Origin of the sequence: Marivivens marinus (genome assembly GCF_035969385.1) — a bacterium.
Classification (GTDB): domain Bacteria; phylum Pseudomonadota; class Alphaproteobacteria; order Rhodobacterales; family Rhodobacteraceae; genus SELP01.
The window spans coordinates 141,349-153,809 of the sequence record NZ_JAYKKJ010000004.1 but is presented as its reverse complement, the minus strand read 5'-3'; the positions used below and the strand labels follow the sequence as shown (position 1 = coordinate 153,809).

Below are 12,461 nucleotides of genomic sequence, written 5' to 3'. Positions count from 1 at the left end.
TCCGTTGAAACGAAAAACGGCCCGAAGGGTCGCCCCCGGGCCGCGTCACACGTCTTCCAGCATGTCACAACTTATACGTGAAAGCGGGCGGTCGGTCAACGCGTTGCGCAACTAACCGCCCGGTATCATTTAGGTTTTCGAAACCTATTGGTTCGCCGCCGCCTCGGCCTCCAGCGCGCGATAGGCCGCGACGTTGCGGTTGTGGTCATCAAGGTTGGCCGCAAAATTATGCCCGTCCCGCGGATCAAGCGTCTTGGCCACGAAGAAAATATAGTCGGTTTCTTCCGGGTTCATCACCGCCTCGATCGACAGCCGGCCGGGGTTCGCGATCGGCGTCGGCGGCAGGCCCTCAATGACATAGGTGTTATAGGGGGTTTCGGCCCGCAGCTCGCTTTGCCGCAGACCACGGCCCAGAACACCGACGCCGTTGGTGATGCCATAGATCACTGTCGGGTCCGTTTGCAGACGCATCCCACGATTCAACCGGTTCTCGAATACGCTGGCCACCGTGCGGACCTCGTCATAGCCACCGGTTTCCTTTTCGACGATCGAGGCCAGGATCAGCGCCTCTTCCGGCGATGCCAGCGGCAGCCCATCGGCCCTGCCCGCCCAGGCCTCAGCCAGGATCGCGGACTGGCGTTCGGTCATTCGGTCAACGATCGCGGCGACGGGCGTGCCCGGCGTAAACTCATAGCTGTCGGGGGCTAATGACCCTTCCGGCGGCACCCCGTCAAAATCAGCGCCCAGCGTATCAATGGCGTTCAGCGTATCGACCACCTGCCAACTGGTCACGCCCTCCGCCATCGCCACGCGGTAGCGGGTGTCGGATTTCTCCTGCACCTCAAGATAGGCGGCCGGGATCTCCTCGGCACCGCGCTCGAACTCTGCCACCTCGACATAGCGATTGTCGGCCGGGTCCAGTTCGCGCACCTGAATGACCGACCGGGTCACCCCGATCCGATAGACCACCTCGGTGCCGCAGGTGCTGGCACCGCCACGGGTGATGATGTCGGTGATCTCTTCCATCGTGGCGCGGGCAGGGATCAGGAAACTCCCGGCCTTCAACTGGCCCGATTTGTCCGAATAATCGGCGCCGATCCGAAAGATCGACCCCGAACTGATCGCCCCCTGCGATTCCAGATCGCGCGACACGGCCCGCATGTTGGTGCCGCTTTCGACCCGTAGACAGATGGCCTGCGTCAAGGGTCCCGGCTCTGAATACTGGCGTGCGCCAAGCATCACCACCCCGGCCAGAAGGAACAGGGCAATGATGAAGAATGTCAGCGCGTTAGAGGCGATATGCCGCCACATCAGGAGGGTTTCCCGAACAGCACGCTCGCATTGGTGCCGCCAAAGCCAAAGGAGTTCGACAGGGCCACGTTGATTTCGCGCTCACGTTTGGCGTTGGGGGCCAGATCGACCTTGGTTTCCACCGCGACGTTCTCAAGGTTGATGGTCGGCGGGGCCACCTGGTCACGGATCGCAAGGATCGAGAAGATCGCCTCGATCGCACCAGCCGCCCCCAGAAGGTGGCCGGTCATCGACTTGGTCGACGACATGGTGACCTTGGAGGCTGCATCGCCCATCATCCGCTCGACCGCGCCCAGTTCGATCACATCCGCCATGGTCGACGTGCCATGCGCGTTGATATAGTCGATATCCGCCGGCTGAAGCCCTGCATCGGCCAGCGCCGCCCGCATGGACCGCTCGCCGCCCTCACCGTCCTCGGACGGGGCGGTGATGTGATAGGCGTCGCCGGACAGGCCATAGCCCAGAACCTCGGCATAGATCTTTGCGCCACGGGCCTTGGCGTGCTCATATTCCTCCAGCACGACAATGCCTGCGCCCTCGCCCATGACAAACCCGTCACGATCCGCGTCGTAGGGGCGGCTGGCGGCCTTGGGGTCGTCGGCGCGTTTGGTCGACAGGGCCTTGCAGGCGTTGAACCCGGCGATCCCGATCTCACAGATCGCGGCCTCTGCCCCACCGGCAACCATCACGTCGGCATTGCCGTATTTGATCAGGCGGGCGGCGTCACCAATCGCGTGTGCACCGGTCGAACAGGCCGTAACAACCGCGTGGTTCGGCCCCTTGAAGCCATAGCGAATGCTGACCTGCCCGGAAATCAGGTTGATCAGCGCGCCGGGGATAAAGAACGGCGACACCCGGCGCGGGCCGCGTTCCTTGATCATGACGGCGGTATCCGCGATGGACTTCAGCCCACCAATCCCCGAGCCGATCAGAACACCGGTGCGGTTCTTCTGCTCATCGGTTTCAGCAACCCAGCCGGAATCCTCAACTGCCTGCTGCGCTGCCGCGATCCCGAACAGGATGAAGTCATCGACCTTCCGCTGTTCCTTGGGTTCCATGTATTTATCGGCGTTAAACGTGCCATCGGTGCCATCGCCGCGCTTCACTTCGCAGGCGTAATTCGTGGTCAGATGGCTGGCATCGAACTGGGCAATGGTGCCCGCGCCGGACTGCCCGTCCAGAATGCGGCTCCAGCTTTCTTCGACACCATCTGCAAGAGGGGTCACAAGCCCCAGCCCAGTTACGACGACACGGCGCATATTCTGCCCTCACCTCTGTCAGGTTTCCTTCGGCCCCTGATAGCGCAGGCGGCATTCTGGGGGCAAGGGAAAGAGGGCGCGTTCAGGGTTTTGAGCGGCGGGCCAGCACCGCGACGGTCCAGAACACCCCGGCGCACAACGTAATCCAGCCAAAGAACCAGAACCGGCCCGCCAGCGCATTCTCGGCATAACTTGCGACGAAAGCCGCCTTGCCAAACCGCGCGGCCATTGCCCCAAGTCCGACAAGCAGAACAGACGGAACCAAGGCCGCAACGGCAAACCGTGCCCCGACCCACCATAGAAGGGCCCCAAGGGCCGAGCCCCATACCACAACATTCGTCGCCCACCACCGATGCGCCCCCAGCCATTCAGGCAGGCCCAAGACGGCAAAAGACACCATGACAAGCAGGGCAATGCCGGGTGCGATAGGATCGGAAAGCAGGTTTTTCATGCCACCACGCATACCGCGCCGCGACAGCCGGTCAATCAGCATTCACGGCTATCACCGGGATGTCAGCCCGCGTGAAGACCGCCCCGACAAAAGGAAAACGGCGCCCCGAAGGACGCCGCTTCCAATTCGAATATCGTCGAAAGCTTACTGAGCTTCCGAGATGAACTTCACGGCGTCGCCGAAAGTCTGGATGGTTTCGGCCGCATCATCCGGGATCTCGATGCCGAATTCTTCTTCGAAAGCCATCACCAGTTCGACGGTGTCAAGGCTGTCGGCGCCCAGATCGTCGATGAACGAAGCGTTCTCGGCAACCTTGTCTTCTTCCACACCCAGGTGCTCTACAACGATTTTCCGCACGCGGTCAGCGACGTCGCTCATGTCTGTTCCTCACGTTCCATTTGGGCACTTTGCCCGTTCTTGCTTGCCCCGCGGGGCGGCTATGGGTCCCCAGTTGGGGATGAAACCGCCAGCGCACAAGGGCGCGCCGCGGCAAAACTGCGTGGCCTATAGCAGAGAAATCGGCCAAGGCAAACGCTTTCGGGACATGTGACACCGGCTATGCGATCAGGTCAACGGTCCTGCGATGGCAGGGCGCGAACCGGCCGGACGGTGCCACGTTGCCCTAACGTCAGATCATCGCCATGCCACCATTGACGTGCAAAGTGGCACCTGTGACATAGCCTGCTTCGTTTGATGCAAGGTACAGAACCGCCGCCGCGATTTCTTCGGGCGTGCCCATCCGCGCGGCCGGAATCTGGCCGTTGATCTTGGCCTTTTGATCGTCGTTCAGCTTGTCGGTCATGGCCGTGGCGATGAACCCCGGGGCGACACAGTTCACGGTGATTCCCCGGCTGGCAACCTCATAGGCGATAGATTTCGACATCCCCACCATGCCCGCCTTGGACGCGGCATAGTTGGCCTGCCCCGGATTGCCGGTGGCCCCAACGATGGACGAAATATTCACGATCCGGCCCCAGCGCGATTTCATCATCCCGCGAATGGCGCCCTTGCACAGGCGCATAGTCGAGGTCAGGTTGACCTCCAGCACGCTCGCCCATTCCTCGTCCGACATCCGCATGAAGATGTTGTCACGGGTAATCCCGGCGTTGTTCACCAGAATATCCAGCGATCCCATCGCCTCGACCGCCCGGCCCGGCAGCGCGGTAACCGCCTCGGCATCGGACAGGTTACAGGGCAGCACATGCACCCGGTCACCCAGTTCGGCGGCCAGCTCCTGCAACGGCGCCTCACGGGTGCCCGACAGGGCGACGGTCGCGCCCGCCGCGTGAAGGGCCTTGGCAATCTCGCCGCCGATGCCGCCGGAGGCACCGGTCACGAGGGCATTTTTCCCAGTCAGATCAAACATCTGGATTCCTTTTCTGAAGTAACTTCTGAAGTTCAGCCGCGCAGGCTCTCGGCGGCGGCGGCAACATCTTCGGGGGTGCCGATGGCGCGGGTTCCCATCTCGCGGGAAATCCGCTTGATCATCCCCGACAGGGCCTTGCCCGCCCCGATTTCCCAGGCTTCGGTCACGCCCTGTTCGGCCATCCACGCCACGGATTCGCGCCAGCGGACAGACCCGGTGACCTGCTCAACCAGCAGCGACCGGATGGTCGCCGGGTCGGAAACCGCGCGGGCCTCGACATTGGCAACGACCGGCACTTTGGGTTCGCTGATGTCAACCGCGTTCAGCGCATCTTCCATCACGCGGGCGGCAGGCTCCATCAGTTCGCAATGGAACGGGGCGGACACCGGCAGCAAAAGTGCGCGCTTGGCCCCCTTCGCCTTGGCGATCTCGACAGCACGTTCCACGGCCTCTTTGTGGCCTGACACAACCACCTGACCGGGATCATTGTCGTTGGCGGCCTGACAGACCTGACCCTGCGCGGCCTCCTTCGCCACCGCAGTTGCCCCAGCGAAATCCAACCCAAGAAGCGCGGCCATCGCGCCGACGCCGACCGGAACGGCCTCTTGCATTGCCGTGCCGCGAATGCGCAGCAGGCGGGCCGTATCGGCAACCGTCAACGCGCCCGCAGCGGCCAACGCCGAATATTCGCCAAGACTGTGGCCAGCCACGAAAGATGCGGCTTCGATCGTGACCCCTTCCGCCTCAAGCGCGCGCATCGCCGCCAGCGAGGTCGCCATCAGCGCCGGTTGCGCATTGCGGGTCAGGGTCAACTGTTCAATCTCGCCCTCCCAGATCAGCGCCGAAAGGCTTTCGCCAAGGGCGTCGTCGACTTCGTCAAAAACCGCTTTGGCGGCAGGATAGGCATCGGCCAGCGCCTTACCCATCCCGATGGCTTGGGCGCCCTGCCCCGGAAAAACGAATGCCCGCATGTTCTTGTCCCTTCCCGCGTTCTAGGTTCGTGTTTTCCCTGCCATAGCGCGGGCGCGAGCACAGAACAAGAAAAGGCGACCCAATGGCCGCCTTTCGAACCCGGATTCCTGCCAGTTCAGGCGGGAATGAACTTGCGATAACCTTCCGGTGAAAAATCGGGCCGAGGCTCCGTCGGCGTCCGCGCGGTCACGCCATTGACAAAACGCCCACCGACCAGAAGATCACGGCCAAGACGGTCCCGGACCGGCACAAGATCGGCCTCTCTCCCCGAGATCAGCTCGATCGTGCGATGGGTATTGCCCAACCGCAGCTTCAGAACACACTGGCCTGCACGGCTCCGGTCGATAAGAACGCCACCGATCGCATCGATTCCGATCCGGCCAACGACAACGGGCCGTCCGACCCGTGATTGCACTACGAACCGGATCTCGCCGCGGGTCGTGTCCACTTCTACCACCTGTTCGCCAGACTTGCCCGACCAATTGAGCAATAGCCCACCGATCCCACCGAGGACGACAGACGCGCCCATCTTCATGCCCAACACGCTGCCGGAAAACACCGCCCCCGGCATCAGCCACATCCCGGCTGCCGCGACCATGAATCCAATTCCGACCAACCAGGCGATGCTGGCAGCAACATTGGCGAGCTTCAGTTCCGCTTTCTGGCCGTGAAGAACATATCCCCAATAGGTCTGATCGACCCGGACCCCGGCATTCGTATCGCTGGCAACCCCTGTCTTCGGCAATCCCCGGACTTCTTCGGACATCCTTTGCATGACGCCTCTCCCTCATTCCATCCAAATTGGACTCAAATGCAGGACTGTGGCCAAAGTCTGGCAGGGCTGCGGCGCCGGTTGGAAGATTAACTCTTGATTAACGCACTGCGGCAGCCCGCAATTTGGGTTGTTTTCACCTTGCCTGTCGCCGCCCGACCTGTATAAGGCCGCATCCTTCCGCGGTAATCTTATGAACCGCGCAGACTCTCGTGGGTGGGGTGCGGAAGGCATCGACCCCCTGCCCTATGAAATGCGCCGCGATAGAAATGGAGCCCGCATGCCGCTTTACGAGCATGTCTTCATTGCGCGTCAGGACCTGTCCAACGCGCAAGCCGAAAGCCTCATCGAACATTTCTCGACCGTGCTTGCCGACAACGGCGGCAAGGTTGTTGAAAATGAATACTGGGGCGTCAAGACGATGGCCTACAAGATCAACAAGAACCGCAAAGGGCACTATGCCTTCCTGCGTTCGGACGCGCCCTCGGCCGCCGTTCAGGAAATGGAACGCCTGATGCGTCTGCATGACGACGTCATGCGCGTGATGACCATCAAGGTCGACGCGCACGAGGAAGGCCCCTCGGTCCAGATGCAGAAGCGTGACGACCGTGGCGAACGCCGCGAACGTCGCTAACTTGATCCCGAAAGGACTGTAAGTCATGGCTACCAAACCGTTTTTCCGCCGCCGCAAAAGCGATCCCTTCGAAGGCGAGAACGCCCCGAAGATCGACTACAAGGACACCAAGACCCTGCAGCGCTACATCTCTGAGCGCGGCAAGATCGTCCCGGCCCGCATCACCGCCGTCGGCGCCAAGAACCAGCGCAAGCTCGCCCAGGCGATCAAGCGCGCCCGGTTCCTGGCCCTTCTGCCCTACGCCGTAAAGTAAGGAGCTGACATCATGGAAGTGATCCTTCTCGAACGCGTGGCCAAGCTTGGCCAGATGGGCGAAGTGGTCTCCGTCAAGGATGGCTACGCCCGCAACTTCCTGCTGCCGCAAGGCAAGGCCCTTCGTGCAAACGACGCCAACATGGCCCGCTTTGAGACCGAAAAGGCCCAGCTGGAAGCCCGCAACCTCGAAACCCGCAAAGAGGCCGAAGCTCTCGGCGAAAAGCTGGATGGCCAGCAGTTCGTCGTGATTCGCTCCGCTGCCGACTCCGGCGCGCTCTACGGCTCTGTCACCCCGCGTGACATCGCCGAAACCGCGACCGCCGAAGGGTTCTCTGTCGATCGCAAGCAGGTCGTTCTGACCGGCCCGATCAAGGAACTTGGCCTGCACAGCGTTGACGTCGTGCTGCACCCGGAAGTGACCATTTCGGTTGAGGTGAACGTTGCACGTTCCGCCGAAGAAGCCGAACTGCAGGCTTCCGGCAAGTCGATCCAGGAACTGGCCGCCGAAGAAGAGGCCGCTGCCGAGTTTGAAATCCAGGAACTGTTCGACGATATCGGCGGCGCCCAGATGGATGACGATGGCGACGCCCCGGCCGCCGAGGATGACGACGCCTAAGGCGTCCGGACATCCCGACCTAATGACGAAGGGCCGCGCGAATTGCGCGGCCCTTTTTACGTCGGAACTGCCAAAATCAGCGGCGGAAAGTTTCCAGCGACAAGATCGCGTCGCAATATTCCCCGTCGTAGGTGCCAACCCACACATCCAGATAGCCATTCGCCGGACGGGTCAGAACGATCCGGGGGTCGAGGTTCCCGTTGTCGTCGTCATCATAGTACCAATTGGCCGATGCGGTGTTGACAAGCAGCGCAGCATCGCAGCGGCTGACAACACTAATGACCAGCTGATAGCCGCCCATGCCCGACAGATCGAAAGTGAAATCAGGTGCGGTCGTGAAATACCCCGCCCCCCGGTCCGTTCCCGGCCGGACGTTCGGGCAGTTCCAGATATAGTTCGATCCCCCCGCAACAACGTTGAACCGGCGTTCCTGGAACAACTGTTGCCCGGTCGCGCGATAGCTTTCCCCCCACTGATTGAAATCGGGGCAGGCCTGCGCAGTGGCCGCAAAGCCCACCAACATAGCAATCGCAACTAGAATACGTTTCATGTCATGTCCCTTCGCTTAAGAATTATTGATAGCAGTCTGCCCCCTTTGCCCCCGGTTATCAAAGAAAAACCGGTTGTCTTTTTGGTCAGGATTTCCCCACCTTCACGCTGCCACTATTGAAACCGGCCCCAAGCGTCACCGCTTTGACCTCTGTCAAACAAAAAGGGCGCCGCAAGGGCGCCCTTTCAAACCGGTGCGACTGCGTCGGTCCTATTCTTCTTCAAGCGCCTCGACGGCCTTTTCCAGATCGGCCTTCGACACGTCCTTTTCAGTCACCTTGGCGGCTTCAAGGATGTGATCAACAACCTTGTCTTCGAAGATCGGCGCCTGCAGCTGCTGCCGGAAGGCGGCGTTCTGCTGGACGAATTCAAAGAACTGGCGCTCCTGACCCGGGTACTGACGGGCCTGGTTCATCACGGCCTGGGTCAGTTCGGCGTCAGAGACCTTGATCTCGGCCTTCTGACCGATCTCGGCCAGCAGCAGGCCCAGCTTCACGCGGCGCTTGGCCAGCTTCAGGTGCTCATCGGTCGGTTCGATCTCGCCATGGTCATGGCCGTGGTGATCGGGGTTGTCCTCGTGCCACAGCTGGTGGGCGATCTGCTTGGCCTCGGCGTCGACCAGCGTGGTCGGCAGGTCAAAGTCAACCAGACCATCCAGCGCGTCCAGCAGGCCACGCTTGGCCACTGCGCGGGACGCACCGGCATACTCGGCTTCAAGACGCTCGGTGATCTGAGTCTTCAGCGACTCCAGATCCTCGGCACCGAACTGCTTGGCCAGATCGTCGTTGATCTCGGCAGCCTTCGGTTCCTTCACGGCTTTGATGGTGCAGGAAAAGACAGCGGCCTTGCCGGCCAGATGCTCTGCGCCGTATTCCTCTGGGAAGGTGACTTCCACATCCTTCTCGTCCCCGGCTTTCACGCCAACGAGGCCCTCTTCAAAGCCCGGAATAAAGGAGTTGGAGCCCAGAACCAGCGGATAGTCCTCGGCGGACCCGCCTTCAAAGGCTTCGCCGTCGACCTTGCCCACGAAGTCGATCACAACCTGATCGCCGTCCTTGGCCTTCGAGCCCTTCTTGCGGTCTTCGAAGTTCTGGGCAGTCTTGGCGAGGTTTTCCAACGCCTCGGTCACGGCAGCGTCATCAGCCTTCACGACCATCCGCTCCAGCTTGATCTTGGAAAAATCGGTGTCCGGAATCTCGGGGAGCATTTCATAGCTCACCTCGACATTGACGTCGTCGCCTTCTTTCCAGCTTTCGCCGTCGGTCATCTTCATTTCCGGCTGGGCAGCCGGACGATGGCCCGAGGTTTCAAGATGGTTGTTCAGCGCGCCGTCGATGCCTTCCTGCATGGCTTCGCCCAGAACGCGGGGGCCGAACTGCTTTTTCAGCAGCGACATGGGCACCTTGCCCTTGCGGAAGCCTTTCATGGCGACCTCGGGGCGGGCTTCTTCCAGCTTTTCGTTGACCTTGGCTTCAAGCTCGGCCGCCGTCAGGGTGATGGAATAGGCGCGCTTGAGGCCTTCGTTGAGGGTCTCGGTGACCTGCATCTTCTGTCCTTCTACGTCAATAGAGGCCGCGAAGGGCGCGGCCGATCCCAAATCAGGGGCCCTTCTATTGTCGGACGCCCGCCTGCGCAAGGCGTTTAAGGCCCAAAACAGCGCCAATGGCGCTCTTTGCCGTCTATGTCCGGGGGATGGTGCGGGTGGAGGGACTTGAACCCCCACGCCTTGCGGCGCCAGAACCTAAATCTGGTGCGTCTACCAATTTCGCCACACCCGCGTCCGGGGGCTCTCTAGCAAAGCAAAACGGCAGAGGCGAGAGGCTTTTTCGAAAATTTCTTGCCCCGAAATTGTCAGATCAAATCCCAAAAAGAGCATGACATGAACCATTTTTTGACACATTCTGCCGCAAAAGATTGAGGCAGACATCAGCAAGAGCGGGAACCGCCATGCACCAAGGGATCAAGACCGCTTCTGCGGCCACGGCAGATGCCGTTGTAACCAAAACCTCCGCCGGGCTTCTGGCCGGTGCCATCGTCATGACGATGGAAGGGGAACTTCCGATCGAACATATCGCCCCCGGCGACCGCATCATCACCCGCGACACTGGCGTTGCGGTGTTGAAGGAAATGCGCATCCGCGAAGAGGACGTGGCCTGCATCCGCATCAAGGCCGGCAGCCTTGGCCACACCCGCCCGGACCGGGATATGGTGGTGGCGCCTGACACGCTGATCCACCTGCGTGATTGGCGGGCAGAAGCGCTGTTTGGGGCCAAGCAGGTTCTGGTCAAGGCCTCCCGTCTCGCTGACGGCGAATTCGTCGCCGAACAGTCCAAAATGCGCGTGAAGATCTATGAAATGGTCTTCGACAAGCAGCACATCATCTACGCCGACGGCGTCGAAATGGCCTCCGCTTCGGTCTGAGCCGGACATCACCCGATTTGAAGCAGCCCCGCGCCTCCGGCCGGGGCTGCATTCGTTTCGGGGGCCCATGGGTCAAGACCCATGGTGACATCAGGGGGCGCTGCCCCCTCGGCCCATGCGGGCCTCACCCCCGAGATATTTATTGACCCAAAGAAGAGGTCATAGACCGAGGGATCGGAACACTTTCGGCAATTCCTTGGGCAGGTCTTCGGCAATCAACCCCGGCCCGAACGAAAGCGCGCATTCGACATGCAGCCAAGCGGCGGTCTCGGCCGCCTCTTGCGGGCTGAACCCGCGGGCCAGAAGCCCCGTGATGAACCCGGCCAACACATCGCCAGACCCCGCCGTTGCCAGCCAGGGCGCGGCGCGGTCATAGTGGGCGGAATTGATCGCACAGCTTCCATCTGGCGAGGCAATCACCGTGTCCGGCCCCTTGAACAGGATCGTGCACCCCGCCCGCGCCGCCGCATCGCGCGTGGCATCCACCTTGGAATAGGCCGGGCCGGTAGTGGCGGGTGCGGCAAGCTGTTCCGCAATGTCAGGAAACAGGCGGGCAAATTCGCCCGCGTGCGGGGTCATAACGCATGCGGCATGCAGCAGACGGAACAGATCATCCGGGCGGTCGGCGAAAGCGGTCAACGCATCGGCATCCAAGACCGTCCGCCGCCCCGCCGACAAGGCCACCGGGACCAACTCGCGTGCGCGGTCCAGCCCAAGACCGGGACCAAGACAGAGCGCATTGATCCGCTGATCCTCCAGCACGCGGCCAAGGGCATCCCCATCCGCGATCTGCGCCAGAATTACCGCATCCAGCCTTGCCGCGTTTTCGACGACCGCCTCCGGCGGGCAGCCCACCGTCACCAACCCGGCCCCGATCCGCAACGCGCCGCGCGCAGACAGCCGGGCCGCCCCGCCCTTGCCGGACCCGCCAGAGAGGATCAGGGCGTGGCCGTGGGTGTATTTGTGCGTGTGTGCGGTTTTCTTGCCCGCGCGCTGAAACAGCGGCAAGAAGCCCTCGCCTTTGGGATCGGTAGCGAACCGAAGCAGGCCCTCAGAGTTGGGATCTGTTTGCCGGAAACCCTCCAGTCCGATTGAGGTCACACGAAGTCGTCCACATCCTTGCGGTCCAGACGCCAAGTGATGCCCACGCTTCGCAGCGTGGAACGTCACCGTCAGGTTAGCCATGATCAAGCAATCGTAGGGGATTATCCCTTCCGCGTCGAGGTAGCGGCCGGTGTCGGAACATATTCCGCTTGGGATATCGACCGAAACGACCCTTGGAGCAGTTCCTTGTGGGGACGCGGCTTGCCAGTAGTTCAATGTATCCTGAACATTGCCGAGATCATTGAACGGACGGGTCAATCCCGTTCCGAATAATGCGTCCACTGCAAGAACCGTGTCCGGATGATCCTCTTCATAGCCGTCTATCGTCTCGGCAGTCAGTGGCTCGACCGCACCTAGCCCGCACCACCGTTCGCAGTTCACCCGCGCATCAGGGGGCAGCTTGTCAGGGTCGCCGTAGAGGAACACCTCCACCTCCCAGCCCCAGTCTTTCAGCAGCCGCGCCACCACAAACCCGTCACCGCCATTATTGCCCGGTCCGCAGAGGACCACCGCCCGGTGCGGGGATTGGGCCAATTCCGGCCATTCCTCGAACACCGCCTCGACCACGCCGCGCCCGGCCCGTTCCATCAGCTCCAGCCCCGTCACCCGGCCAGAGTCGAAGGCGGCCTGTTCGATGGCGCGCATTTGGGCGGCGGTGAGGAGTTCGGTCATGGATTGAGCCCGGAAAGTTTTCAAACTGCCCGCCCGATGGGCGATTTGCACAAAATTTAGGCACTCCACCCGAAATGCC

The 12,461-nt window shown here is 61.6% G+C and carries 14 protein-coding genes and 1 tRNA gene; 4 read left to right on the top strand and 11 right to left on the bottom strand.

Features of this window, described 5'->3' with window-relative positions; all coding sequences use genetic code 11:
* Positions 1-144 precede the first annotated feature (144 nt).
* From mltG to U3648_RS07705, 7 genes are all read right to left on the bottom strand, one after another.
* Positions 145-1,311, bottom strand: coding sequence for an endolytic transglycosylase MltG (mltG, locus tag U3648_RS07735; protein ID WP_420858667.1), 1,167 nt, complete (start codon positions 1,309-1,311; stop codon positions 145-147).
* The gene (gene fabF / locus U3648_RS07730; RefSeq protein WP_420858666.1) at positions 1,311-2,570 is read right to left on the bottom strand and encodes a beta-ketoacyl-ACP synthase II; all 1,260 of its coding nucleotides are present in this window, start codon (positions 2,568-2,570) and stop codon (positions 1,311-1,313) included. The genes mltG and fabF overlap by 1 nt, the downstream gene beginning before the upstream one ends.
* Before the next feature lie 82 nt (positions 2,571-2,652).
* Entirely contained in the window at positions 2,653-3,021 is a 369-nt protein-coding gene (locus U3648_RS07725) for a hypothetical protein (RefSeq protein ID WP_420858665.1), read from the bottom strand.
* A 144-nt stretch (positions 3,022-3,165) separates the two neighbouring features.
* Positions 3,166-3,399, bottom strand: coding sequence for an acyl carrier protein (locus tag U3648_RS07720; protein ID WP_129680628.1), 234 nt, complete (start codon positions 3,397-3,399; stop codon positions 3,166-3,168).
* A 250-nt stretch (positions 3,400-3,649) separates the two neighbouring features.
* Complete coding sequence (gene fabG / locus U3648_RS07715; protein ID WP_129680626.1) at positions 3,650-4,387, bottom strand: 3-oxoacyl-[acyl-carrier-protein] reductase; 738 nt, start codon at positions 4,385-4,387, stop codon at positions 3,650-3,652.
* A 32-nt stretch (positions 4,388-4,419) separates the two neighbouring features.
* Positions 4,420-5,358: an ACP S-malonyltransferase gene (gene fabD / locus U3648_RS07710; protein WP_420858664.1), complete on the bottom strand. Its 939-nt coding sequence runs from the start codon at positions 5,356-5,358 to the stop codon at positions 4,420-4,422.
* A gap of 116 nt (positions 5,359-5,474) precedes the next feature.
* Entirely contained in the window at positions 5,475-6,125 is a 651-nt protein-coding gene (locus U3648_RS07705; RefSeq protein WP_420858663.1) for a hypothetical protein, read from the bottom strand.
* A gap of 286 nt (positions 6,126-6,411) precedes the next feature.
* Between U3648_RS07705 and rpsF the strand changes: the two genes are divergently transcribed.
* The 3 genes from rpsF to rplI are packed head-to-tail and all read left to right on the top strand — an operon-like array spanning position 6,412 to position 7,636.
* Positions 6,412-6,765 carry a 30S ribosomal protein S6 gene (gene rpsF / locus U3648_RS07700; RefSeq protein ID WP_129680620.1) on the top strand — a complete coding sequence of 118 codons (354 nt, stop codon included), beginning with the start codon at positions 6,412-6,414 and terminating at the stop codon, positions 6,763-6,765.
* A 25-nt stretch (positions 6,766-6,790) separates the two neighbouring features.
* The gene (rpsR, locus tag U3648_RS07695; RefSeq protein WP_129680618.1) at positions 6,791-7,018 is read left to right on the top strand and encodes a 30S ribosomal protein S18; all 228 of its coding nucleotides are present in this window, start codon (positions 6,791-6,793) and stop codon (positions 7,016-7,018) included.
* 12 nt (positions 7,019-7,030) lie between these two features.
* The gene (gene rplI / locus U3648_RS07690; RefSeq protein ID WP_420858662.1) at positions 7,031-7,636 is read left to right on the top strand and encodes a 50S ribosomal protein L9; all 606 of its coding nucleotides are present in this window, start codon (positions 7,031-7,033) and stop codon (positions 7,634-7,636) included.
* Positions 7,637-7,712: 76 nt separating this feature from the next.
* Here rplI and U3648_RS07685 read toward each other — a convergent pair whose 3' ends face one another.
* The 3 genes from U3648_RS07685 to U3648_RS07675 all read right to left on the bottom strand — a co-directional run bounded on the left by U3648_RS07685 (position 7,713) and on the right by U3648_RS07675 (position 9,963).
* Entirely contained in the window at positions 7,713-8,186 is a 474-nt protein-coding gene (locus tag U3648_RS07685; RefSeq protein WP_420858661.1) for a hypothetical protein, read from the bottom strand.
* A 210-nt stretch (positions 8,187-8,396) separates the two neighbouring features.
* Positions 8,397-9,731 carry a trigger factor gene (gene tig, locus U3648_RS07680; RefSeq protein WP_420858660.1) on the bottom strand — a complete coding sequence of 445 codons (1,335 nt, stop codon included), beginning with the start codon at positions 9,729-9,731 and terminating at the stop codon, positions 8,397-8,399.
* Between the two features lie 147 nt (positions 9,732-9,878).
* Positions 9,879-9,963, bottom strand: a tRNA-Leu gene (locus tag U3648_RS07675).
* 169 nt (positions 9,964-10,132) lie between these two features.
* Here U3648_RS07675 and U3648_RS07670 point away from each other — a divergent pair.
* Positions 10,133-10,606, top strand: coding sequence for a Hint domain-containing protein (locus tag U3648_RS07670; protein ID WP_420858659.1), 474 nt, complete (start codon positions 10,133-10,135; stop codon positions 10,604-10,606).
* A 159-nt stretch (positions 10,607-10,765) separates the two neighbouring features.
* On the opposite strand, the gene U3648_RS07665 is transcribed toward U3648_RS07670, so the two are convergent.
* Positions 10,766-12,382 (bottom strand): NAD(P)H-hydrate dehydratase, encoded by a 1,617-nt coding sequence (locus U3648_RS07665; protein ID WP_420858658.1) that lies wholly within the window; start codon positions 12,380-12,382, stop codon positions 10,766-10,768.
* Between the last annotated feature and the right edge of the window lie 79 nt (positions 12,383-12,461).

Coding starts and splice junctions, on each gene's coding strand:
- U3648_RS07705 (WP_420858663.1), bottom strand. CDS start 6,125: ATGTCCGAAGAAGTCCGGGGATTGCCGAAGACAGGGGTTGCCAGCGAT.
- U3648_RS07665 (WP_420858658.1), bottom strand. CDS start 12,382: ATGACCGAACTCCTCACCGCCGCCCAAATGCGCGCCATCGAACAGGCC.
- mltG (WP_420858667.1), bottom strand. CDS start 1,311: ATGTGGCGGCATATCGCCTCTAACGCGCTGACATTCTTCATCATTGCC.
- rplI (WP_420858662.1), top strand. CDS start 7,031: ATGGAAGTGATCCTTCTCGAACGCGTGGCCAAGCTTGGCCAGATGGGC.
- U3648_RS07670 (WP_420858659.1), top strand. CDS start 10,133: ATGCACCAAGGGATCAAGACCGCTTCTGCGGCCACGGCAGATGCCGTT.
- U3648_RS07725 (WP_420858665.1), bottom strand. CDS start 3,021: ATGAAAAACCTGCTTTCCGATCCTATCGCACCCGGCATTGCCCTGCTT.
- fabF (WP_420858666.1), bottom strand. CDS start 2,570: ATGCGCCGTGTCGTCGTAACTGGGCTGGGGCTTGTGACCCCTCTTGCA.
- fabD (WP_420858664.1), bottom strand. CDS start 5,358: ATGCGGGCATTCGTTTTTCCGGGGCAGGGCGCCCAAGCCATCGGGATG.
- U3648_RS07720 (WP_129680628.1), bottom strand. CDS start 3,399: ATGAGCGACGTCGCTGACCGCGTGCGGAAAATCGTTGTAGAGCACCTG.
- tig (WP_420858660.1), bottom strand. CDS start 9,731: ATGCAGGTCACCGAGACCCTCAACGAAGGCCTCAAGCGCGCCTATTCC.
- U3648_RS07685 (WP_420858661.1), bottom strand. CDS start 8,186: ATGAAACGTATTCTAGTTGCGATTGCTATGTTGGTGGGCTTTGCGGCC.
- rpsF (WP_129680620.1), top strand. CDS start 6,412: ATGCCGCTTTACGAGCATGTCTTCATTGCGCGTCAGGACCTGTCCAAC.
- rpsR (WP_129680618.1), top strand. CDS start 6,791: ATGGCTACCAAACCGTTTTTCCGCCGCCGCAAAAGCGATCCCTTCGAA.
- fabG (WP_129680626.1), bottom strand. CDS start 4,387: ATGTTTGATCTGACTGGGAAAAATGCCCTCGTGACCGGTGCCTCCGGC.